Below are 21,672 nucleotides of genomic sequence, written 5' to 3'. Positions count from 1 at the left end.
CTCCCCGATTCGACACGGCACGACAGACTCGCTACTCGCCGATGAGTACTGCTTTCTCCTCGGCGAAGTGGCAGGCCGACTCGTGGGCCGCGGGAGTGTCCGCGCCCTTGAAGCGCTCGGGGATCGCGAGGAGCGGGGTCTCCTTGGCGCACTTGTCCTCCGCCTTCCAGCAGCGGGTGCGGAAGCGGCAGCCCGAGGGCGGGTTGGCGGGGGACGGCACGTCGCCCGTCAAAATGATCCGTTCGCGGCCCTCGCGGGCCTCGGGGTCCGGGACGGGGACCGCGGAGAGCAGGGCCTGGGTGTAGGGGTGGGTGGGGTGTTCGTAGATCTGCTCGTCCGAGCCGATCTCGGCCATCTTGCCGAGATACATCACGCCCACCCGGTCGGAGATGTGCCGGACGATGGACAGGTCGTGCGCGATGAAGAGGTAGGAGAGGTTGAACTCGTCCTGGAGCTTCTCCATCAGGTTGATGACCTGGGCCTGGACGGAGACGTCCAGGGCCGAGACCGGCTCGTCGCAGATGATGATCTCGGGGTTGAGGGCCAGGCCGCGGGCGATGCCGATGCGCTGGCGCTGGCCGCCGGAGAACTGGTGCGGATAGCGGTTGATGTACTCCGGGTTCAGGCCCACCACGTCCAGCAGGTCCTGGACCTTCTGGCGGCGCGAGCCCTTCGGGGCCACCTCGGGGTGGATCTCGAAGGGCTCCCCGATGATGTCGCCCACCGTCATCCGGGGGTTCAGGGAGGTGTAGGGGTCCTGGAACACCATCTGGATGTTGCGGCGGACCGCCTTCAGCGCCCGCCCGGACAGCTTGGTGATGTCCTGGCCCTTGTAGAAGACCTCGCCGGCCGTGGCCCGCTCCAGGGTCATCAAAAGCTTGGCGACCGTGGACTTGCCACACCCGGACTCGCCCACGATGCCCAGCGTCTCGCCCTGGTACAGGTCGAAGGAGATCCCGTCGACCGCCTTGACCGCACCGATCTGCTTCTTGATCAGGATGCCCTGGGTGAGCGGGAAGTGCTTGACCAGGTTGCGGACCTGCAGGATCGGCTCACCGCGCTCCACCGGCGCCTCGATGGCCGCCACGGCCTCCTCGGCGGTGCTCACCTCGACGGTTTCCACCGCGGAGACGTTCGGCGTCTCGTCCTGAGGCCCCTCGGACTTCTTGAGCGGCTCAGCCATGGATCGTCTCCTTCCAGAAGTGGCACGCGCTGCCGCGGCCCGGCAGCTGGGCGCCGTCCTGCTCGGTGACCGGCACCAGCGCCGGGATCTCCGTGCGGCAGATGTCCTGCGCCTTGGGGCAGCGCGGGTTGAACGCACAACCGCCGGGGATCTTGAGCAGGTTGGGCGGCAGACCCTTGATCGCGTAGAGCTCCTGGCCCTTCTGGTCCAGGCGCGGGATCGAGTCCAGCAGGCCACGGGTGTAGGGGTGCGCGGGGCGCTTGTACAGCTCGTGCACCGGCGCCGTCTCCACGATCCGGCCCGCGTACATCACCGCGATCTTGTCCGCGACATCGGCGACCACGCCGAGGTCGTGGGTGATCAGGATCAGACCCATGTTGTACTCGCGCTGCAGCTCGGCGAGCAGGTCCATCACCTGGGCCTGGACCGTCACATCCAGCGCCGTGGTCGGCTCGTCCGCGATGATCAGGTCCGGCTCCAGGGCGAGCGCCATCGCGATCATGATGCGCTGGCGCATACCGCCGGAGAACTGGTGCGGATAGTCGTTCACCCGCTCCTTGGCCGCCGGGATCTTGACCTTCTCCATCAGCTCGATGGCCTTGGCCTTGGCCTCCTTGCGGCCCATGCCCTCGTGCACCCGGAACATCTCGCCGAGCTGATAGCCCACCGAGAGCACCGGATTCAGCGAGGACAGCGCGTCCTGGAAGATCATCGCGATCTTCCGGCCGCGGATCTTCCGGCGCTCCTCGCCGGACATCTTCAGCATGTCCTGCCCGCGGAAGAGGATCTCGCCCTGCGGGATCCTGCCGGGCGGCATGTCGAGGATGCCCATGATGGCCTGGGCCGTCACCGACTTGCCGGAGCCCGACTCACCGAGGACCGCGAGCGTTTCACCCGCGTCCACGCTGTAGTTGACGCCGTTGACGGCCTTGACCACGCCCTCACGGGTGTGGAACTCGACGTGCAGATCACGCAGTTCGAGCAGCGGGGTACCGTCCCCGGCCCCGGCACGCGGCTCCGGAACGCTCATGGTCTTGTCGATGGTCGTCACGTGCGCCTTTCTCAGTGCAGCTTCGGGTCGAGGGCGTCGCGCAGACCGTCACCGACGAAGACGAAGGCGAGCACGGTCAGGACGATCGCGACGCTGGGGAACGCCCAGAGGTGATCGCTGACGCCGATGAACTGCCGGCCGTCGGCGAGGATGTTCCCCCACTCCGGGACGCCCGGGGCGACGCCGATCCCCAGGAAGGAGAGCGAGGCGACGCTGACGATCGCCGTGCCGGTGTTGAAGGCGGCGTAGACGAGGACCGGTGTCATCGAGTTGGGAAGGATGTGCCGCAGCACGATCCGGGTGTGCCCGGCGCCGAGGGCCCGGGCCGCGGCGACGTAGTCCGCCTCCCGTACGGAGAGCATCGAACTGCGCAGCAGGCGGGCCACCGTCGCCCACGAGAACAGGGCCAGCGCGGCGATGACCGGCCAGACACCCTGCCCCGTGACCAGGATGATCGCGATGGCGCCGACGAGCAGCGGAAAGGCCAGGAACACATCCGCGGTCCGCATGATCACCGCGTCGACCCACTTGCCCGCATACCCCGCGAGCGCACCGAGCGTGACGCCGATCGCGCAGGTCAACACGATGGAGGCCAGCCCGATCAGCAGGGCGAGGCGGGTGCCCGCGATCAGCCGGGAGAGCAGGTCACGGCCGAGGCCGTCCGTGCCGAACCAGTGTTCGCCGGACGGGCCCTCCATGGTGTGGTTGAGGTCCTGCGTGGACGGGTCGTGGGGTGCGAGCAAGGGGCCCACGGCGGCGGTCAGCACCAGGCCCACCACGATGACGAGGCCGACCACGGCGAGCCGGTTCTGCAGGAACCGGGCGCGCACGACCCGCCAGTAGGTGGTCTGCGGAAGCCCCGCGGCTCCGGCGTCGTCCCCCTCCCCCGGGTCGGTGCCCGCCCGCGGCGGGGTCTCCTCGGTTGCCGGGGCCGCCGCTGACGGCCCGTCGGGCAGGACCACCGGCCCCTTGGTCAGTTCACTCATGGAGGTTCCTTCGTCGGGGCCGGAGTCACGGTCGGACCGGCGGAAGTTCAGGCGGTCAGCTTTCCCGGATGCGTGGGTCCAGGGCCGCGCACAACAGGTCCACCAGCAGGCTCAGGAAGACGAAGACGGCGACCCCGTACGTCACCACGCCCAGGACGATGGGGTTGTTCTGCTGACGGACCGCGTTGACCAGCGCGAGTCCGACCCCGTCCCAGTTGAAGATCGCCTCGGCGATCAGGGCGCCGCCCATCAGCAGGCCGAGGGAGATGCCGAGGTAGGTGACGACGGGGATGATGCTGTTCCGCAGCACGTGCTTGACCAGCACCGTTCTGCGCGGCAGCCCCTTGGCGACGGCCGTCTTGATGTAGTCCGCCTGGAGCACTTCCAGCATGGTCCCGCGCATCAGCCGGGCCACGAGCGCCGCGTCGACGATGGCCAGTGTCACCGCGGGCAGCACCAGGGACTTGATGGTGCCGTCGCTCAGGAGCGGGAACCAGCCCAGCTCGACGACGAAGAGCTTCTGCAGCAGGAACCCGACCACGAAGGTGGGGAAGCCGATGGTCAGCGTGGAGACGAAGGTCGCCGAGACGTCCCAGACGCTGTACTTGCGCAGGGCCGCCAGCACGCCGACGGGGACTCCGACGGCGATATTGATGACGATGGCGGCCAGTGCGAGCTGTGCGGTGTTCACCAGCTTCGGCGCGAGGATCTCGCTGACTTCGCGTCGCTGCACGTAGTCCTCGCCGAGGTCGCCGGAGAGCAGCCTGCTGACGTAGTTGAAGTACTGCTCGTAGTACGGCTTGCCCAGGCCGTAGCGCTCCTGCAGCTGGGCCACGACCACCGGATCATGGGCATTCTCGCCACCGCCGGCCAGCGAGCCGACCGGGTCGCCCGGGAGCACGAAGAGGCAAATGAAGAGAACGACGGTCGCTCCTATGAGGACGATCAGCATCTGCCCGAAACGACGGGCAACAAAGCGCCCCATAAAGTGTCCTCTCCCCTGTGCCGCTTCTTCACTTCACCTCTCGTGCTCCCCCGTGCGCTACTTCAGTGAAAGCCCCTCGAGTATCGGCGACTCTCCGAAGGAAAGGACATCGAGCCCGTTGAACTTGTCCTTCGCCGCCAGCCGGTACTCGGACCGGTGGAAGGTGGGGATGAGAGCCATGTCGTCCATGGCCACCTTCTCGGCCTGCTTGTAGAGGCGTATCCGCTTCTTCTCGTCCTTCGTGGCGCGCGCCTTGTCGACGAGCTTGTCGAATTTCGGGTTGCTGTAGCGGCTGCGGTTGTCGCCCATGACCTCACCGCTCTTGTCCTTGGCGATGGAACCGGAGTGCAGGAGCGGGTACAGGTAGTTGTCGGGCGTGGGGTAGTCGGCGCCCCACGAGTACCGGAACAGTCCCGTGGCGTCCGCGCTCTGTTCGGCCTCGAGCCCTTCCCTGAAGGATTTGCCCCGGAGCTTCACCTTGAGCCCGAGCGTGTCCTCGAGCTGCTTGCCCACGGCCTGGATCCACTGGTCGTGTCCGACGCCCGTGTTGAACACGAGGGACAGCTCGGTACCCGGCTTGAGACCCGCCGCCTTCGCGTGCTCCTTGGCCTTCTTGGCGTCGGGCTTCAGGCAGGAGGCGCAGAGCCCGTCCTGGTACGACTTGGGCAGCGCGGGCGGAATGATCGAGGACGCCGGCCGCTGGTAACCCTTGTAGAGCCCCTTGGTGATGGCCTGGCGGTCGATGGCGTACGAGATCGCGAGGCGGGCGTCACGGCTCTTGAGCGGCCCCTGATCGGTGATCGGCAGCAGATAGTTCATGCCGTTGACGTCCTGCGTCACCCACTTGCCCGCGGGCTTGAACTTGGCCTCGGCAGCCCTCAGTTGGCCCGGCGGGACGTGCGCGTAGTCGAAGAGGCCGGTCTGGAATCCCTGGTACTCGAGGTCGAACATGCTCTGATCGTTGAGCAGGGTGATGTCCACCCGGCCGATCTTGACCTTCTTGAGGCCGTAGGCGTCGTTGCGTACCAGCGAGATCTTCTTGTTGTGGTCCCACTTGCCCGCCATCTTGAACGGGCCGTTACCGATCGGCTCATCGGCGAATTTCTTGTTCTCGCCGGTTCCGGCCGCCTTGGGTATCGGGCTGAACACCGTGTGTGCGGTCTTCTTGTCGAACTCGCAGTCGCTCGCGGCGAGTCTGACCCGCAGCGAAGTGGCATCGGGCGCGGACAGCCCGCTGAGCTCCTTCGCCTTTCCGCTGCGCACCTTCTCGTATCCGACGATCCCGTCGAGGTGGTACGACACGTCGGAGGCCAGCTCCGGGTTCACCGAACGGTTCCAGCCGCGCACGAAGGCCGCCGCGTCCACGGGCTCACCATTGGTGAACTTCGTGCCGCTCTTGACCGAGAACTTCCACTGCGTGCAGTCGTCGTTGGTCGTGGCCGCCGTGGCGAGCCGAGGCTCCATCTCACCCTTGTGATTCACGCGGTACAGACCGGTGAACACCACCTCGGAGACAATCAGTCCCGTGGTCTCCGAGGCGAGTCCCGGGTCGATCGAGACCGGTTCGGTCAGACCGAATCGGAAGGTTCCGCCATCGGCAGATCCCTGGCTCTGGCTTTCTCCGCCACAAGCCGTCGCCGCCATGGCGAGGGCCGCGACCCCCGCGGCCCATCTGATTCTCCCGACACCACGCATGAAGTTGCCTGCCTCCTTCGATTTCCCACCCTGGCGCCCAACTATTGGAGGAAGCCGGGCTTCTGGGACACCCGGAACCACGTCACGTTTCCATTACGCAGCACGGCGGCATGTTCCGTATCGGGAGCAATCGGAAGGGAAGTCCATGTCACGGAAACGTAAGGGTAATTGGCGGCGGCCCCATGCGCACGATGCGTTGCTGTCTGTTCCGGCTCAGCGTTTAACTCCCCTTCAACGCAGGGACTTAGCCCGGCATAAGCGGAGTGATTACAGGTGTGGCACGGCAGTTGTTCTGTTGGCATCGACCGGCCCCGTCGGTAGGCTCCGACCACGCGGCTTCTCGAAGGGCTAATCCGTTGACAGAACTTGCTGCTTCTCATCCACTCGCCGACTCCCATCCACTCGCGGAGTACGGCTGGAACGACAGGGTCGAAGCAGATTTCGCCCCCTACGCACCCAAGGGGCTGCTGCCCGGGCGCGTCGTCCGCGTGGACCGCGGCCGCTGCGAGGTGGTGACGCTCGCCGCGGACGGCTCCTCGGTCCTGACCCTGGACGCCGACCCGGCACCCATCGCCTCACGTGACCCCATGTGGGCCGTCTGCGCCGGTGACTGGGTGGCCCTGGACCCCGAGGCCGACCCGGCCGCCGTGCGGGTCCTGCTGCCTCGCAGTACCGCGTTCGTGCGGTCCACCTCGTCCAAGCGCTCCGAAGGCCAGGTCCTCGCGACCAACATCGACTACGCGGTGATCGCCATCTCGCTCGCCGTGGAACTGGAGTTGGAGAGGGTCGAACGCTTCCTCGCCTTGGCATGGGAGTGCGGGGCGCAGCCCATGGTCGTGATGACCAAGTCTGATCTGATCCACGAACCGGAGACGCTGCGCTTCCTGTCGGAGGACATCCGCGATGCCGCTCCCGACGTGCCGGTCCTCGCCGTCAGCGCACGGACCGGTGCGGGCCTGGACGAGCTGGCGGCCCGGCTGTCCGACGGCACGTCGGTGCTGCTCGGCCAGTCCGGCGCCGGCAAGTCCACCCTCGCCAATGTGCTCGTCGGCCAGGATCTCCAGGAGGTCAAGGCCGCGCGGGACAGCGACGGCAAGGGCAGGCACACCACGACCCGTCGCGACCTGCTCGTACTCCCCGGGGGCGGCACCCTGATCGACACCCCCGGCCTGCGCGGCGTCGGCCTGTGGGACGCCGCGCACGGCCTCTCCTTGCTCTTCTCGGACGTCGAGGACCTGGCGGAGTCCTGCCGCTTCCACGACTGCTCACACACCGCGGAACCGCGCTGCGCCGTCCTGGCGGCGGTGGCGGACGGCGAGCTCTCCCAGCGGCGTCTGGAGAGCTACCGCAAGCTCACGAACGAGAACGAGTGGATCGCGGAGCGCATCGACGCGCGCCAGCGCGAGGAGGTGCGCCGGAACTGGAAACGGGGCGCGAAGCGCGGTGCGGTGCGCGACTGAACGGGCGTTCCGCCGGAACGCCGGGGCGGGGCACGCCGGGCGGGGCACGCCGGGGCGGGCCGGGGCAGCCCGACAACAGCTCACCTCAACGATTTCTCATCGCCCTTACCGACACAGTGAGGTCGGATCGCTGATCGGACGTATGGACCGGCCGCGCCTACGGGTGCGTGTCCGTGATGGCGATGACCTCGTCGAGGTGGTTCAGGGCGGTCTGCAGGTCGTCGATCTTGGCCTGGATGCGCTCGCGCTCGGCTCGCAGCATGCCTCGTTGCTCGGCGTCGGTGTGCCCGGAGTCCCAGCACGGCAGGAGTTCGGTGATCCTTCGGCTGGTGAGGCCGGCGGCGAACATCTGCTGGAAGAAGCGGACCCGGGGGATGGCGTCCTGCCGGTACAGGCGCTGGCCGGACGGGCTGCGCTCCGCGATGAGCAGCCCTTGCTGCTCGTAGTAGCGGACGGCACGCACGGAGACGCCGGCGCCGCGTGCCACCTCGCCGATGCGGATCAGCCGCTCGGCCGCGGTCGCTGTGACAGTCATGGTGATTCCTCTCACCCGTGGCCCCGAGGTCCGGCGCTTGCCTCTGACGCCGGCGTCAGGTTTTAGCGTACCGGCCATGGACATCAACAACTCAGTTGCCCTTGTCACCGGAGCCAACCGCGGTCTGGGCCGCGCCTTCGCCCAGCGCCTGCTCGAAAGGGGCGCCCGCAAGGTCTACGCGACGGCTCGCCGGCCCGAGACCGTGGACCTGCCCGGGGTCGACGTGTTGCCCCTCGACATCGCCGATCCCGCCTCCGTGAGGGCCGCAGCCGAGGCCGCCCCGGAGGTCTCGCTGCTCATCAACAACGCGGGGATCCAGACGGGGACCGACCTGGTGACCGGTTCGCTGGACGCGGTGCGGCACGAGCTGGAGACCAACATGTTCGGCCACCTGGGAATGATCCGGGAGTTCGCGCCGGCGCTCGCCAGGAACGGCGGGGGCGCGATCGTCAACGTCCTCTCCGCCATGTCGTGGTTCGGGGGCAAGGGCGCCAACGCCTACCACCTGACCAAGGCCGCCGCCTGGGCCATGACCAACGGCGTCCGCCTGGAGCTCGCCGAGCAGGGCACGCTCGTCACAGCGGTACACCTCGGCCTGGCCGACACCGACATGGCGGCGGGCTGGCCCGTCGACAAGATCGCTCCGTCCGATCTGGCCGACGCGGCGCTCGACGGTGTCGAGGCGGGCTCCGCCGAGGTCCTCGCCGACCAGTGGAGCCGGGACGTCAAGTCCCGACTGCCGCTGACGCCGGAAGAGTTCAACGCCGCAATGGACCGCGCCCTGGCGGCACTGACGGCGGCCTGATGAGCCTCTCGGTCCGCACGGGGCGCAAGAGTGCCTAGGTCTGTGCGGACCCGTATGGTCCATCCGTCGGGCGCGCAGCTGGACCGGGCTCGTCCGACAGGCTGAGAGGGCTCAGCAGAAGGCGGAACGCGAAGCGGCCATCGCGCAGTTGCGGGGGCTGCGTCAGCAGATGACGAGCGCGCATCCGCAGTCCTTCACCCCCGCGCGCCCGGCGGTCGCGCCCTGCCCACCGCGGCGGGCGGAGCAGGACGCGCCGGGCTACCTGGCCGCTGAGCAGGCCAGGCTGCTCAGTGCTGGCCAGAGTGCACGTCGTAGAACCACTAGGCGTCCCCGCCCGGAGAGATCAGGCCCGTCTCGTAGGCGAAGACCACGGCCTGGACACGGTCGCGCAGGTTCAGTTTCGACAGGATGCGGCCGATGTGGCTCTTGACCGTGGTCGGGGACGCTCGACCCCCACCTGGCCCGCTACCCCGATGACGAATGGGCCCAGCTGGTCACCGACCAACTCACCGGGGTGCGCTCCACCCTCGCCCAGCTTTCCAAGCGCTCCCGGCCCTGACACGAGCCCCTGCCATGCCGACCCCTGTCCGCCACCGGCCCCGCCGCTATCCCTCCGACACCACCATCGCCGAATGGGCCCTGCTCGAACCCCTGCTGCCAGTTGAGGCATGCCAGACCAAGACCGGCGGGCACCCCGAGAAGTGGCCCCGCCGGCAGATCGTCGACGCCATCCGCTACCTCGTCGACAACGGATCGAATGGAGGGCCCTGCCTGCGGACTTTCCCCCGTGGCAGACCGTTTACGGGTTTTTTGCGCGATGGAACCGGGCCGGGGTCATCACCTTCATCCGCGACCAGCTCTGGCGCCTGCGGCTCACCCACCCACAGATCACCCAGATCTGGGCAGACTCCGCCTACGCCCGCGACCTGCTGCCCACCTGAACCGCAGGCCACCTCTGGATGACCTTACGGCCCGTGCTGCGGCCCAAGGGCACCCACGACTTCGTCGTCCTTCCCCCGGCGCTGGAAAGTCGAACGCTTCCTCGGCTGGATCATGAACGCCCGCCGCAACTGCCGCGACTACGAACGCCTCCCCCAACACGCCGAAGCCCACCTGAACTGGGCATTCATCACACTCATGACCCGGCGCCTGCCCCTGCGAACGCCGAGCTGGACGAAGAAGCCGCATCCCGCAGACACCTGACATCCTTCGCCCCTTGGCTGCGTATTTGGCTCCATCGCCCTCTCTTGCCCGACGGCCTCTTCTCACAGACGGAGTCCCTGAGGTGAAGCGGCAGAGCGGCGCGCCGGGTGTTCCCCCAACACGACCGCGCCTCAGGGGTTGCCTCCGCCCTCCACGCAGGTGCTCACGGGCCTCTCTGACCCCATTACGACCCTGCGGGCCACACTGTGAGGCAGGCGCTGACGGTGGGCGGGTCTCCTGCGAGGCTGCTGGACGCGGACTTGCAGTAGGCGAGTTCGGCATTGGGCTTGCCCAGTTGCGTCTTGACATCGCTGATCTTCGCGTTCGGATCGCCCTCGAGAGCCACGCAGTCGCCGGTTTGGAACAAGTTCAGGCCGTCGAGGACCTCGCCGACGGCGCTTGGACCTGTGGGTTGGTCCGAGGTTTGAATCTTGTCGCAGAGGTAGGGCTTCAGGCCAGCGGGGGCGTGTTTGGTGGCTTCAGCGAACGTCCAGTTGTCCGTGCCGCGGGAGTCGGCGGCGACCGCGAAGGGAGCGGCGCCGACAAGAGCTGTCGCCAAGGCGGCGCTCACAGTGAGGAAACGCAGGTGTCGGTTCATGGGATCCGATTCTTGTGACCGTTGCGGCCCCCTGCGAACCGAGCAAGGTAAAGGAGTGAGCTTCACCCTCTACGGCCAGACCAGCTTGTCGATCCGCGACGCCTTCACCGCGTAACTGCCGCCTGGCCCGCTACCACCCGCCGTGCCTCGGCTGCCGCGAACCGACCCCCGCGTTGCCGAGACCAACGCCTGATACAGCGCGAGGGGCCATGCCTGCTCTGCCACGAGTCCCTCGCGTCACGGACAAGGCTGAACGCCGCCCTTTTACTGACGGCATCGCGCATTGACATGTCGCGAGTTGCCTTGAAGGCGGTGGCGTCCAGGCCACCGCAGACGCGTGGCGCACAGCCCAGCTCGTCGATGCACAAGAGATCGACGCTGTCGCACCGCTACTGACCCTCCGCACCGCTGCACACCTTGTCATGGCTACGCTGCCCCTGCCCCGCCGCCGCTGATTCGGAACGGTCCTCGTGCCCCCTTCTCTCGAATTCTGGTTGCTCCCAACGGGCTTCATGCTGATCGGCGCTGTCACGAGTGCAATTGCGTGTCGTGCCCTCCTCCGGGACCGGATCCTGCACGGCCGACGGCCGCCCCATGGAAACCAAAGGCCACATAGCCCGCGAGCTCCACCGCAACGCCCCACCTGGCACCCCGGTCACGGTCTACTACGACCCGGCAGCCCCCTCCCGCTGGACGCTCCCGTCCGCGGGCACCCGCATGTACTGGCTCATCGCCGCAACGGGGGCGACCTTTGCGTTGATTGGGATAGGAATCGCACTGGTAATAGCGTTCTGGGGATCTTCATTTGAAAAGTGCGATTCGGGTACGAGCGACTACAGCACCTCGTGCCCCTAGGGCCGACTAGCGCGGGTTGCATAAGGGAACCGGCCCTCCACCTGTGCTTTCGAGTTCAAAGACAGCTACTGAGGGCCGGTTGCCTGTGCGGTCTCACATCCGGGATTTGAGCACGTCGACCTCACAGCCCGGCGCGGTCGGGTCGAAGCCGTGCTCGACCAGCCAGCGAACCGCCAGCAGGCTGCGCAACGACCACCACGCGCGGACCACTTCGACGTCGACGTCGGTGCCGTAGCCGGCGATGACGTCGCCGAGGCGTTCCTCCTGTCCGAGCGTGAAGGTGGCGAGGTCGTACAGAGCGTCGCCCTGGCCCGCTTCGGACCAGTCGATGATGCCCGTGATCTCGTCGCCGTCGACGAATACGTGAGCGATCTGCAGGTCGCCGTGCGTGAACGCCGGAGTCCACGGCCGGAGCGCGGCCTCGGCGATCCTGCGGTTGCGGATGACCAGGTCGGCGGGCAGGACGCCGTTCGTCACGAGCCACTCGCACTCGCCGTCGAGTTCCGCCGTCAACTCGTCACGGCTCCGGCCGGCCCGGCCGGGCCAGGGAGGCAAGGGTGCGTCGTGCACCTTCCTGATGGCGGCGCCCGCCGCGGACCATGCCGTCGGCGACGCGGTCGACGGTTCGCCGAGGCGGCCGAGCGTCGTCCCCCGCAGCGCGGCGATCGCGAGCACGGGCGGCTTGCGCCACAGGACCTCCGGGGTCGGGACCGGCGCCAGGGCCATCGCCTCGACCTCGACGTCGATGCGCGCCTGATCGGCGTCCACCTTCAGGAACACGTCGCCGACGCGCAGGGTCGCGCGTTCGGAATGGGCGACGACGACGTTGACCTCATCCATGAGCGAGCAGTATTCCGGACCGGCTTCTTCAGGGCGATGTCACCTCCCTCAGGGCTGTGCCGTCCGTCTGGCTCGGGCCGTCGCACTGGTATGAGCCGACGATCCCCCATCCCTGGACTTGTTCGCCTGTACGAACGCGGGTGATGGTCGGCCTCTTAGCCTGAGGTGGTGATCAGTGACATGCCGTTGAACCCTCGCACCAGTCTTGTCCGTGTGATGGAGGACTTCAGCCCTGCCTTGCTCGACCTCGTGCACGGAAGCCCTGAGCCGACCGATGAGGTGGGCGGCGTCGTCATCCACGACCCGGGGGACGAGGTCACGTACCCGCCGCGCGCCATCGTGTTGGGCGTCGGGGTCTACGGGACGGAGGAGATCACCCGGCTCCTGCGGGAGCTGGGCCGGCACGGCGCGGCCGCCCTGGTGGTGCGCGGTCCGGTGGAGCGCGACGAGGCGCTGGCAGCCGCGGCGGCAGCCTCGGGTGTGGTGCTGATCAGCTTGACGCAGGGCGCGTCGTGGTCGCAGCTGACGGAGCTCCTGCGGACGCTGCTCACCGAGGGGGACATCGGGGACCCGGGCGTGGAATCGCTGGGAGGGGTCCCTTCCGGTGATCTGTTCGCGCTGGCCAATGCCGTCGCGACACTGCTGGACGCACCGATCACGATCGAGGACCGCCGCCAGCGCATCCTGGCCTTCTCCGGCCGTCAGGACGAGGCGGACCAGGCGCGCGTCGCCACGATCCTGGCCCGCCGGGTGCCCGACGGATACCTGCGGATCCTGGAGAGCCGGGGAGTCTTCAGCGAGCTGTACCGCAGTGACCGCCCGGTGCACATCGCCCCGGCCACGATCGAGGAGGGAGAGACCGCCCTGCCACGGGTGGCCGTCGCGGTGCGCGCCGGCGACGAGTTCCTGGGGTCGGTGTGGGCCGCGGTCGAGGAGCCGCTGACCCCCGATCGTGAGCGGGCGTTCCAGGACGCCGCCAAGCTCGTCGCGCTGCACCTGCTGCGCCACCGGGCGGGCGCCGACGCGCAGAACCGGCTGCGGGCCGACCTCGTGAGCACGGTCCTGGAGGGCGGCATGGGCGCGGCCGATGCCCTGGACCGGCTGGGGCTCGTGGAGGAGCCCACGGTGGTGATGGCCATGGGCCTCAGAGGGCAGCGGGGCGACCACGCGCACCTCGCCGCCGAACGGCAGCGGCTGACCAGTGCCCTGGGCATCCACCTCAACGCGGTGCAGCCCCGGTCGGCTCTCGCGCTGCTGGGCGACGTGGCCTATGCCATCGTGCCGGTGCCGGCAGATCCGGAGGCCGGTCAGGAGCGGGCGGTGCAGATCGCCGCCAACTTCGTGGAGCGGGCCGGCAAACGCTCCCAGGTGGTGATCGGCATCGGGTCGGTGGCCACCGACCCGTCGGCCCTCAGCCGGTCGAGGACCCGGGCGGACCGGGCTCTGCGGGTGCTGATGAGCGGCCCCGGCGACCGGAACGACCAGAGCGGCCAGAGCGACCAGAGCGACCAGCACAGTCGGCACGGCCAAAGCGACCAGCCCGACGAGAGCGGCCGGAGCCGCAGACGCGTGGCCTCGATCGGCGACGTGTACATCGACGCGCTGCTGCTGGATCTGCGGGACATGGCCGCGGTGCAGGGAGACGAGCTGCTCGGGCCGGTGGCCCGGCTCGTGGAGTACGACGCCCGCCATCGCTCGCACCTGGTCGAGACGCTCCGCGCGTGGCTGGACGCCTTCGGCGACGTCGTCGCCGCGTCGGCGAGCGTGTTCGTCCACCCCAACACCTTCCGCTACCGCATCCGGCGGGCCGCCGAGGTGGCGCGGGTCGATCTGCGGGATCCCGCGACGCGCTTCGCCCTCATGCTCCGACTGCGGTTGATGCGCCCCTCGGACGTCCAAGGGTGATCCACTCCTTGGCCGTGGTCACCTGCTCCAGAATCTCGCTGACCGGATCGACGCCGAGTCCCGGCGCGGTGGGGACGTCGAGATGGCCTTCGGCGAGCTCGAAGGGCTCGGTGACGTCCGTGGCGAAGTAGCGGCTTGAACCGGAGGTGTCGCCGGGCAGGGTGAAGCCGGGCAGCGCGGCCAGGGCGACATTCGCCGCGCGGCCGAGGCCGGTCTCCAGCATGCCGCCGCACCACACCGGGACGCCGTGGGCCACGCACAGGTCGTGGATGGCCTTGGCCTCCAGATAGCCGCCGACCCGGCCCGGCTTGATGTTGATGATCGACGCGGCTCCGAGGGTGAGGGCCGCGGCGGCGTCCTCGGCGGATTCGATCGACTCGTCCAGGCAGACGGGCGTGCGCAGCTGCTTGGCGAGCGCGGCGTGCTGGACCAGGTCGTCGTCGGCCAGCGGCTGCTCGATGAGGAGGAGGTCGAAGGCGTCGAGCTTGGCGAGATGGCGGGCGTCGGCCAGGGTGTAGGCGGCGTTGGCGTCGACCTGGAGGAGCAGGTCGTCGCCGAACCGCTCCCGCACCGCGCGGACCGGGGCGACGTCCCAGCCCGGTTCGATCTTGAGCTTGATGCGGACGTAGCCCTCTTCGATGAACCCGGCCACGGCGTCGAGGAGTTCGGGGACCGAGTCCATGATGCCGACCGAGACGCCGCACGGCACGCGCTTGCGCTCGGCGCCGAGGAACGAGCCGAAGGACTGGCCCGCGGCGCGCAGTTGGGCATCCAGGACGGCCGTCTCCAGTGCCGCCTTGGCCATCTTGTGGCCCTTGAACGGCTTCATGGCGCGCTTGACCGCGTGGGCGTCCGCGTCGGCGGGCAGCGCGGGGATGAGGAAGCGGCGCAGCACGTCGGCCGCGCCGTCGACGTACTCGGAGCAGTAGCGGGGCTCGGACATCGCCACGCACTCGCCCCACCCCTCGCTGTCGGGCGTGACCACGCGCACGAGCAGGACGTCGCGGGCGGTCTCGACGCCGAAGGAGGTCCGGAACGGCGCCCGCAGGGGCATCGCGATCCGGCGCAGTTCGATTCCATTGATCTTCATGATGCTTGGGCTCCTGGGGAGGATTCAGGGGTCACGCGGGACGGGGGCGGGCGCGTTCGACAACGTAGGAAGTCCGGTCGTGGAAGCCGGTGACGCGGGCGCCTTCGGCGAGCAGGCCGCCGAGCACCTCACGCATCGCGAGGCGCCACGCCTTGGCCGCGCCGGGGTCGGTGCGGCGCAGTCCTTCGATGTCCGGCGGGACCTCGACCAGCAGGGTCGCGGCGTCGCGACGGCCGATGACGGGCAGGTCGTCCCGTACCGCCAGCGCGGTCGCGGCATCGTCGGGGACCTGCACGGAAGTGCGGTGCGATGCCGCGGCGGCGATCACCGCGGGATGGTTCAGCTCCCAGGCGATGAGCGCCCGGTCGGTGTCGTCACCGCCGTTGATCGCGTCGTCCATCTCCCCGTAGAAGCTGGTCAGGTACTCCACCGGGAGCCCGCCGAGCTTGACCAGGTTGAAGTGGGCGTTGCGCCGCACCAACGGATCGTAGGTCCACGTGATCCGCCGCAGCCCGCGCGCCAGCGCCCACTCGCGCTGGTGCAGCTTGAGGGCCAGGCCCGCCCGGTGGCCGGGCAGCGCACCGGTGACGTGCGAGTGCAGGGCCTCCCCGGCGGGAGCTGCGAAGAAGGCGACGGACGCGCCGACCAGCCGGCCGTCGGCGAAGGCTCCGGCGACGTAGTTGCCCGCGTGGGAGAGCGCCCGCATCTGCTCGACCCCCATGGGCGAGCTGCCGGGGGCACTCCCCCAGATCTCCTCGAACAGCGTGTTGACACGCTCCAGTTCCCGCAGCTCGTGCAGCTCCCGTACATCGAGTGCGCTCACCGGGCGACCTCCTCGACAAGGGCGGCCAGGAGCCGGGCGCGGGGGGCCAGCTCGGCGACGACCACGTGCTCGTCGTCGGCGTGCGCCCCGCCCCCGACGGCACCGAGGCCGTCCAGAGTGGGGCAGCCGAGTCCGGCCGTGAAGTTCCCGTCGGACGCGCCGCCGACCGCCGCCGAGGACAACTGCCCGAGGCCCAGCCGCTGAGCGAGCAGGCCGGCCCGTGCGAACAGGTCGGCGGAGGACGCCTCCTCCAGCGGCGGCCGGTTGGGTCCGCCGCGGACCTCCACCCGCGCTCCGGGCACCGTGCTCTTCATGCCGCGCATCGCGCTGTCGACCCACTCCTGAGCCGTGAGAGAGGGGACGCGGACGTCCACGCTGACCGTGGCTTCGGCGGGCACCGTGTTGGTGGCCGACCCGGCCTTGACCACCGTGGGAACCACGGTGGTGCGCCAGCCGTCGCGGACACCGACGTTGGCCTCCTCGGCCAGCCCGGCCAGGGCGAGGATCAAATGCGCGGCCTCCACCGCCGCGTTTACGCCCTTGTCCGGCTCAAGACCGGAGTGGGCCGCCCTGCCGCGTACCACCAACTCGTACGCGGAGGTGCCCTTGCGCGCGGTCTTCAACGCGCCGCCGTCCGCCGACGCCTCCAGGACGAAGGTCGCCGCACACTGCCGTGCCGTCTCCTCGATCAGCGCCCGCGAGGTGTCCGAGCCGACTTCCTCGTCCCCGGTCACCAGGACGCAGACGCCGTCCAGGGAGGGCAGCGAGGCCAGGGCATGGAACAGCTGCACCAGCCCGGCCTTCATGTCGAAGACCCCCGGCCCGCGCGCGATGCCGTCGGCCACCGACCACGGATGCGTGGCCAGCGAGCCCATCGGCCACACCGTGTCGTGGTGTCCCAGGAGCAGCACGCGGGGGGTGCCGAATGTCCACCGCAGATGCGTGACGCCGTCGATGACGAGGCGTTCCGGCGAGGCGCCGAGATGGCGTGCCCCCTGGGCGGCCACGACGTCCGCGCTGCGCGCCACGGCGTCCAGGTCTGCGGAGAACGACTCGCACACCACCAGTTCCTCGAGGTCAGCGAGCATCGCGGGCAACTGGAGCGCCGGCCGTCCCGGCGGCGCGCCGCTCATCGGGCGCCGCCCGGCTTGCCCGGCTTGCCCGGCTTGCCCGGCTGCTCACGGAAGAACGCCGCCCAGCGGTGCGGGGTCCGCCGCTCCCCCGCCGGCATGAGCAGATCATCGTGCGTGTCGGCGACGACTGCGCGCCCGTACAGATCTTCGGTCACCTTCGGCTCCTCCTCGGATACATGCCTGTGACGCTAGGCGAGAGCGAGGAGCTGAAGTTCGTCGCGAAGCCCCGATTTCGTCGAAGTCCTCCGTATCGCTGAACGACTCGGCGATTCCGCGGCTCCGCGACTCCACTTCGGTGTCACGTGCGGCGGAGGACCGTCAGCAAGGGCGGATGAACCATGCGTCCGACCAGTTGCCCCACCCCTTCTTGTTGTTCGGCGGTATCTCGGGCCACACGAGCTTCTTGTCCTTATTGAGCACCTTGGCGTACGCACCGTCCTGGTTGTTGATGTAGGCGCCCACGCCCTCCCAATTGCTCAGCGCGTAGGTTCCGCACTGCCAGAACACGTGGATCTTCCAGCTCTCCTTCACCGGGTCCCACGTCTCGGTGCAGAAGCGGCCCTTCGGACAGGAGCTCAGCCCGTCCGTCGTGTGGAAGACCTTCTCGGGTGCGGGCGTGACCGTGGGGGATACCGCCTGTGGCGACACCGGGGCCGCCTGGGCCTGGGTGGCGGCCAGGGCTCCCGTCAGCGAGGCGAGGGCGACGGCCGTCGCCAGAACAGATCTCTTGACCAGCATGGGCTTGCACTCCTCGATTGCGGTCGGTGGCTGCGCTCGGCGTGGTCCGCGTCTTCCTTGCACAGCTCTTCCTTGCACAGCCTGGGCGGCCCGGGAATCGGAGCGCATGTGCTTTTGGCTCCAGCCAAAACGTCGGGCAGGTGCCGGCGTCAGGACCTGCCGAGGAGCTGATGGCCCAACGGGGTCGCGGTGTGCAGGACGCGTTTGCCGTCGCGTCGGGACGCGATGAGTCCGCCTTCCCGCAGCACGGCGAGCTGCTGGCTGACGCTCGGCAGGGACACACCTGTCGCGTGGGCGAGTTCGGAGGTGGTGGAGCAGGCGAGCACAGCGGCCTCGTACAGGAGCGCGGCGCGGGTGGGCCCCAGCAGGCGGGCCAGCGACGCCAGGGAGGCGGCGGACGACGCCGGGGAGGCGCCGGACGATGGCGGAGTCTTGTCGACCGGGTAGATGAGCACGGGCCGCAGGTCGCTGTCGGCCAGCGTGATGGGGCGCCGCCAGCAGAAGTACGACGGGACCAGCAGCAGGCCCCGGCCCTGTAGATGCAGGTCGTAGTCGACCGGATAGTCGACCGTCAGCACGGGCGGCTCCCACACCGCCATCGGCCGCAGAGTGTTCAACAGCGCCCGCGTCCCACCGTCGACGAGGGCGCGGGTGCGCAGCGCCCGGTCCGTCGCCGTGGTCGCGTCGATGTGCCTCCACACGGGCTTGATGAACTCCCGGTGGTACGTACGGAGGTTCGCGCCCAGCGCGGTCAGCGCAGCCGTGTCGCCGCGCGCCAACTCCGCGCCCGCCCATGGCCGTCCGCCGCTCGCCGACAGCAGGGCCAGCTCGTGGCGCAGTCGGCTTTTCGGTGTCGCGAGCACCCGGTCGACGCCTTCCCGCAGCTCCGGGGGGCCGCCTTCGACGGGCGGGGTGAGGAAGTCGGGGAAGTACGCCGCGCGTGGGACCAGAGTGGACAGTGCCGACGCCGCCCCTCGGGCCTCCTCGCCCCGTCGGACCAGGCCGCCGGCCATCCGCCGCCACGGCGCGAAGGCGAGGGCACCCTCACGGGTCTGCAAGCGGCACAAGCTGCACACGATCTCCCACAGCGGGTCCGGTCGCCGGGCGAGCCTGACGTTCTCCACATCACTGCCAGTGAAATGGATGCGCAGCATGGCTCCCCCGTCGGCCTTCGATGCCCGACCAACACTGTGTCACGCACGAGATCCCGGACGAGGGCCAATCTCGGTCAGGCACAATGCACTTGCTCGCTGGGGAGCCCCGCAAGGTTCGTGCGGGAATGACGCGCCAACCCATAGAATTCAAGAACAAACCAACAGTGCGGTTTTGACGCCAGATTCTTTTTCAAGATCGACGGGGGCGGCAGAAATGATCACTGCACAGCGGAGCGCGTCCGAGAGCCATGCGCGCGGAACCAGGGACTGCCCATGAACGCACATGTGGCGGCATGGGGCGGAAAGCCGCCGGATCTGCGTTCCGGACATGCGCCGCGGTCCTCGGCATCGGCGCGCACTCCCCTGGTCGGGCGCCGCCCCGACCTCCTCGACCTCTCCGTGCGACTCAAGCGGCCCACGGCCCGGTTGATCACCCTCGTCGGGCCCGGCGGCGTCGGCAAGACACGGCTGGCCGAGGCCGCGGTGGCGCACGCGGCGGTGCCCGTCGTGCGGCACGTGGACGCCCACGAGATCGAGACCCCTCAGGCGCTGGCCGAGGCCATGGACGTACCACCGCCGTCGGCCGAGTCCTGGCTGGTCCTCGACGGCTTCGAGCTCTCGGGGCACCCCGCGTCGGCCATGGTCGACGCGCTCCTCGACGAACGGCCCCTGCTGCGGATCCTTGCCACCGGCCGCAGGCCGCTGCATGCCCACGGCGAGCAAGTGGTCCCCGTGCGGCCACTGTCCGCGCCTCCGCCTCCCTACCACCAGGACGTCTCGGAGCTCCAGGAACACCCCGCGGTGACACTCTTCGTCGACCGGGCCAGGAGAATCATTCCCTCCTTCGCCCTGACCGAGGACAACGCCCGGACCGTCGCCGAGATCTGTGCCCGCCTCGACGGCATCCCCCTCGCCGTCGAACTCGCCGCGAACCGGCTGCGGTTGTTCGACCTCGACGTCCTTCTGACCCGGCTGCGGGACGGCAGGCCGGTCCTCGGGGGCAGCCACCCGGCACGCTCGCCCCGGCACCGCTCCATCAGCGCGATCTCGGAGCGCAGCTACGACCGGCTCGACGAGCACCAGCTCGCTCTCCTCACCCGGCTGTCGGTGGCCGTCGGCGGCATGAGCCTCACCACCGTCGGCGAGCTCTGGGGCCTGCCCGCCGACAGGGCCGAGGAGACCGTCGAGGCCCTGGCCGCCCACGCGTTGCTGCGCGTACACACCTCGGACGCGGAGACCCGGTGCTCGATGTACCACATCGTCCGGGAGTCCGGCCTGGAGCGGCTCGAAGCGGCCGGCACCCTGGACCACGTCCGCGATCAGCACGCCGAGCACTTCCTCGCGCTGGCGCTGCGGGCCGAACCGCACTTGGCCGGGCCTCGGCAGCACACGTGGCTCGACCGGCTGGCGACGGACCACGACAACGTCCGGGCCACCCTCTCCCATCTCACCGCGCGGGGGCGGCGGCACGACACCGCCCTGGCCGCGCTGGCCCTGCGCCGCTACTGGCTGACGCGTGGTCACCTCGCCAGCGGTGAGCGGTGGTTGGCGGACGCGTCGGCCGTGTTCCTCACCCGCGCCGAGCAACGGCACCTCACCGCGCGGGCCGAGGCGGCACGCGGCGCGCTTGCCCTGGCCGCCGGGGACAGCCATCTCGCGGCGGACTGTTTCCAGCGAGCCGCCATCGCCCATGCGGAGTGCGGGCAGCGCCACCAGGAGCTGACCGCCCGCACCCAACTCGCCGCTGCACGGCCCGACATGGCGTCCGACACCTCCCGCGCTCTGGCGGAGCACGTCCTCACGGCCGCGCGGACGTCCCCGGCGCCGGAAGAGGTCGGGGAGGCGGCACTCGCACTCGCCGCGCGGGCCCGCCACACCGACGCCAAGCTGGCCTCCGACCTGCTCGACGCGGCCGAGACCGTGTACACGCGGGCGCAGGACGTACGCGGCCAAGGCCTCGTACTGGTCCGGCGCGCCGATGTGAGCATCGCGCGCGGCGATCAGGAGCGGGCGGAGAGCCTGCTCCACGAAGGCCTGCTCCGGCTCCAGGCCGTCGGGGAGCGCACCATGCTGCCCCCGGCCCTGGAAGCCCGCGCCTATCTGCTGTGGCAGCGCCTGCCGGAGCAGGGCGAGCGGATCGCGAGGATACTCGCCGCCTCGACGGCCATCCGGGAGGCGACCGGAGCGAATCCGCTCCCTGCCTCGGCCGTGCCCGCCACCGCCGCGCGGGAGTTGCGCGCGTTCTGTTCGGGTCCGGAGTACGAGGCGGTACGGCGCGAGGGGCGGGCGCTGACTCCGTGGGCCGCGGCCCAGGAGGCGCTGGCCGCGCCGCTGCCCACCGGGCCCTCGCCGGCCGCGGCGCCCGAATCCGCCCGCCTCTCGGCCCGTCAGTACGAGGTGGCCCTGCTCGTCAGCAACGGATTGACCAACCGGCAGATCGCAGCCCGGCTCAACCTGTCGGAGTGGACCGTGGTGAATCACGTACGGCACATCATGCGCCGTCTCGACGTGCCGTCCCGCGTCCACATCGCCCAGTGGGTGGCGCATCAGACGCGGTAGCGGCCGGGAGGCGGCCGACCCCAGGGCCTCGATGCGCCCGTGGCCGAGGCCGCCTACCGGCGTGCCGGACGGCC

General features: G+C 69.5%; 19 protein-coding genes and 2 pseudogenes. 6 read left to right on the top strand and 15 right to left on the bottom strand.

The genetic code is table 11. From position 1 onward, the window contains the following. Nucleotides 1–31 precede the first annotated feature (31 nt). Genes ACZ7LU_RS19450 through ACZ7LU_RS19430 form a run of 5 tightly spaced genes read right to left on the bottom strand, consistent with a single transcriptional unit; the run spans nucleotide 32 to nucleotide 5,669 of the window. Nucleotides 32–1,183, bottom strand: coding sequence for an ABC transporter ATP-binding protein (locus ACZ7LU_RS19450; RefSeq protein ID WP_471917380.1), 1,152 nt, complete (start codon nucleotides 1,181–1,183; stop codon nucleotides 32–34). Further along, entirely contained in the window at nucleotides 1,176–2,234 is a 1,059-nt protein-coding gene (locus ACZ7LU_RS19445; RefSeq protein WP_471917379.1) for an ABC transporter ATP-binding protein, read from the bottom strand. The genes ACZ7LU_RS19450 and ACZ7LU_RS19445 overlap by 8 nt, the downstream gene beginning before the upstream one ends. Before the next feature lie 11 nt (nucleotides 2,235–2,245). After that, nucleotides 2,246–3,220, bottom strand: a complete 975-nt coding sequence (locus ACZ7LU_RS19440) for an ABC transporter permease (RefSeq protein ID WP_471917378.1) — start codon at nucleotides 3,218–3,220, stop codon at nucleotides 2,246–2,248. A gap of 55 nt (nucleotides 3,221–3,275) precedes the next feature. Continuing rightward, nucleotides 3,276–4,205, bottom strand: a complete 930-nt coding sequence (locus ACZ7LU_RS19435) for an ABC transporter permease (RefSeq protein ID WP_471917377.1) — start codon at nucleotides 4,203–4,205, stop codon at nucleotides 3,276–3,278. Between the two features lie 57 nt (nucleotides 4,206–4,262). After that, the gene (locus tag ACZ7LU_RS19430; RefSeq protein ID WP_471917376.1) at nucleotides 4,263–5,669 is read right to left on the bottom strand and encodes a peptide ABC transporter substrate-binding protein; all 1,407 of its coding nucleotides are present in this window, start codon (nucleotides 5,667–5,669) and stop codon (nucleotides 4,263–4,265) included. A gap of 587 nt (nucleotides 5,670–6,256) precedes the next feature. Here ACZ7LU_RS19430 and rsgA point away from each other — a divergent pair. Continuing rightward, on the top strand, nucleotides 6,257–7,360 hold the full coding sequence (rsgA, locus tag ACZ7LU_RS19425) for a ribosome small subunit-dependent GTPase A (RefSeq protein ID WP_471917375.1): 1,104 nt from the start codon (nucleotides 6,257–6,259) through the stop codon (nucleotides 7,358–7,360). A gap of 157 nt (nucleotides 7,361–7,517) precedes the next feature. Here the strand turns inward: rsgA and ACZ7LU_RS19420 are convergent, their stop codons facing one another. Then, the gene (locus ACZ7LU_RS19420; protein ID WP_471917374.1) at nucleotides 7,518–7,895 is read right to left on the bottom strand and encodes a MerR family transcriptional regulator; all 378 of its coding nucleotides are present in this window, start codon (nucleotides 7,893–7,895) and stop codon (nucleotides 7,518–7,520) included. 76 nt (nucleotides 7,896–7,971) lie between these two features. Here ACZ7LU_RS19420 and ACZ7LU_RS19415 point away from each other — a divergent pair, with 76 nt between their 5' ends. Continuing rightward, nucleotides 7,972–8,700: an SDR family oxidoreductase gene (locus ACZ7LU_RS19415; protein WP_471917373.1), complete on the top strand. Its 729-nt coding sequence runs from the start codon at nucleotides 7,972–7,974 to the stop codon at nucleotides 8,698–8,700. A 320-nt stretch (nucleotides 8,701–9,020) separates the two neighbouring features. On the opposite strand, the pseudogene ACZ7LU_RS19410 reads toward ACZ7LU_RS19415, so the two are convergent. Further along, nucleotides 9,021–9,143: pseudogene (locus tag ACZ7LU_RS19410) on the bottom strand (response regulator transcription factor); the annotation flags it as partial. A 130-nt stretch (nucleotides 9,144–9,273) separates the two neighbouring features. Between ACZ7LU_RS19410 and ACZ7LU_RS19405 the strand changes: the two are divergent. Further along, nucleotides 9,274–9,885, top strand: a pseudogene (locus ACZ7LU_RS19405) (transposase); the annotation flags it as partial. 202 nt (nucleotides 9,886–10,087) lie between these two features. On the opposite strand, the gene ACZ7LU_RS19400 reads toward ACZ7LU_RS19405, so the two are convergent. Next, nucleotides 10,088–10,501 (bottom strand): hypothetical protein, encoded by a 414-nt coding sequence (locus ACZ7LU_RS19400; protein ID WP_471917372.1) that lies wholly within the window; start codon nucleotides 10,499–10,501, stop codon nucleotides 10,088–10,090. 534 nt (nucleotides 10,502–11,035) lie between these two features. On the opposite strand from ACZ7LU_RS19400, the gene ACZ7LU_RS19395 reads away from it, so the two are divergent. Continuing rightward, complete coding sequence (locus tag ACZ7LU_RS19395) at nucleotides 11,036–11,356, top strand: DUF3592 domain-containing protein (protein ID WP_471917371.1); 321 nt, start codon at nucleotides 11,036–11,038, stop codon at nucleotides 11,354–11,356. Between the two features lie 93 nt (nucleotides 11,357–11,449). On the opposite strand, the gene ACZ7LU_RS19390 is transcribed toward ACZ7LU_RS19395, so the two are convergent. Next, nucleotides 11,450–12,196 (bottom strand): phosphotransferase family protein, encoded by a 747-nt coding sequence (locus ACZ7LU_RS19390; RefSeq protein ID WP_471917370.1) that lies wholly within the window; start codon nucleotides 12,194–12,196, stop codon nucleotides 11,450–11,452. 180 nt (nucleotides 12,197–12,376) lie between these two features. Between ACZ7LU_RS19390 and ACZ7LU_RS19385 the strand changes: the two genes are divergently transcribed. After that, nucleotides 12,377–14,101 (top strand): PucR family transcriptional regulator, encoded by a 1,725-nt coding sequence (locus ACZ7LU_RS19385; RefSeq protein ID WP_471917369.1) that lies wholly within the window; start codon nucleotides 12,377–12,379, stop codon nucleotides 14,099–14,101. Here ACZ7LU_RS19385 and menC read toward each other — a convergent pair. The 6 genes from menC to ACZ7LU_RS19355 all read right to left on the bottom strand — a co-directional run bounded on the left by menC (nucleotide 14,055) and on the right by ACZ7LU_RS19355 (nucleotide 19,039). Further along, nucleotides 14,055–15,191 (bottom strand): o-succinylbenzoate synthase, encoded by a 1,137-nt coding sequence (gene menC, locus ACZ7LU_RS19380; RefSeq protein ID WP_471917368.1) that lies wholly within the window; start codon nucleotides 15,189–15,191, stop codon nucleotides 14,055–14,057. The genes ACZ7LU_RS19385 and menC overlap by 47 nt on opposite strands. Nucleotides 15,192–15,222: 31 nt before the next feature. Beyond that, nucleotides 15,223–16,014: a GNAT family N-acetyltransferase gene (locus ACZ7LU_RS19375; RefSeq protein ID WP_471917367.1), complete on the bottom strand. Its 792-nt coding sequence runs from the start codon at nucleotides 16,012–16,014 to the stop codon at nucleotides 15,223–15,225. Beyond that, nucleotides 16,011–17,102, bottom strand: a complete 1,092-nt coding sequence (locus ACZ7LU_RS19370) for a M20 family metallopeptidase (RefSeq protein WP_471917366.1) — start codon at nucleotides 17,100–17,102, stop codon at nucleotides 16,011–16,013. Before ACZ7LU_RS19370 ends, ACZ7LU_RS19375 begins: the two co-directional genes overlap by 4 nt. A 41-nt stretch (nucleotides 17,103–17,143) precedes the next feature. Beyond that, the gene (locus ACZ7LU_RS19365) at nucleotides 17,144–17,302 is read right to left on the bottom strand and encodes a hypothetical protein (protein WP_471917365.1); all 159 of its coding nucleotides are present in this window, start codon (nucleotides 17,300–17,302) and stop codon (nucleotides 17,144–17,146) included. Nucleotides 17,303–17,465: 163 nt separating this feature from the next. Beyond that, the gene (locus tag ACZ7LU_RS19360) at nucleotides 17,466–17,885 is read right to left on the bottom strand and encodes a hypothetical protein (protein WP_471917364.1); all 420 of its coding nucleotides are present in this window, start codon (nucleotides 17,883–17,885) and stop codon (nucleotides 17,466–17,468) included. A 149-nt stretch (nucleotides 17,886–18,034) separates the two neighbouring features. After that, the gene (locus ACZ7LU_RS19355) at nucleotides 18,035–19,039 is read right to left on the bottom strand and encodes an ArsR/SmtB family transcription factor (RefSeq protein WP_471917363.1); all 1,005 of its coding nucleotides are present in this window, start codon (nucleotides 19,037–19,039) and stop codon (nucleotides 18,035–18,037) included. Nucleotides 19,040–19,312: 273 nt separating this feature from the next. On the opposite strand from ACZ7LU_RS19355, the gene ACZ7LU_RS19350 reads away from it, so the two are divergent. Continuing rightward, entirely contained in the window at nucleotides 19,313–21,598 is a 2,286-nt protein-coding gene (locus ACZ7LU_RS19350) for an ATP-binding protein (RefSeq protein ID WP_471917362.1), read from the top strand. Nucleotides 21,599–21,672 lie beyond the last annotated feature (74 nt).

Source organism: Streptomyces sp. NPDC039462, from assembly GCF_055639375.1.
This window is presented reverse-complemented; position numbering and strand designations above follow the sequence as displayed.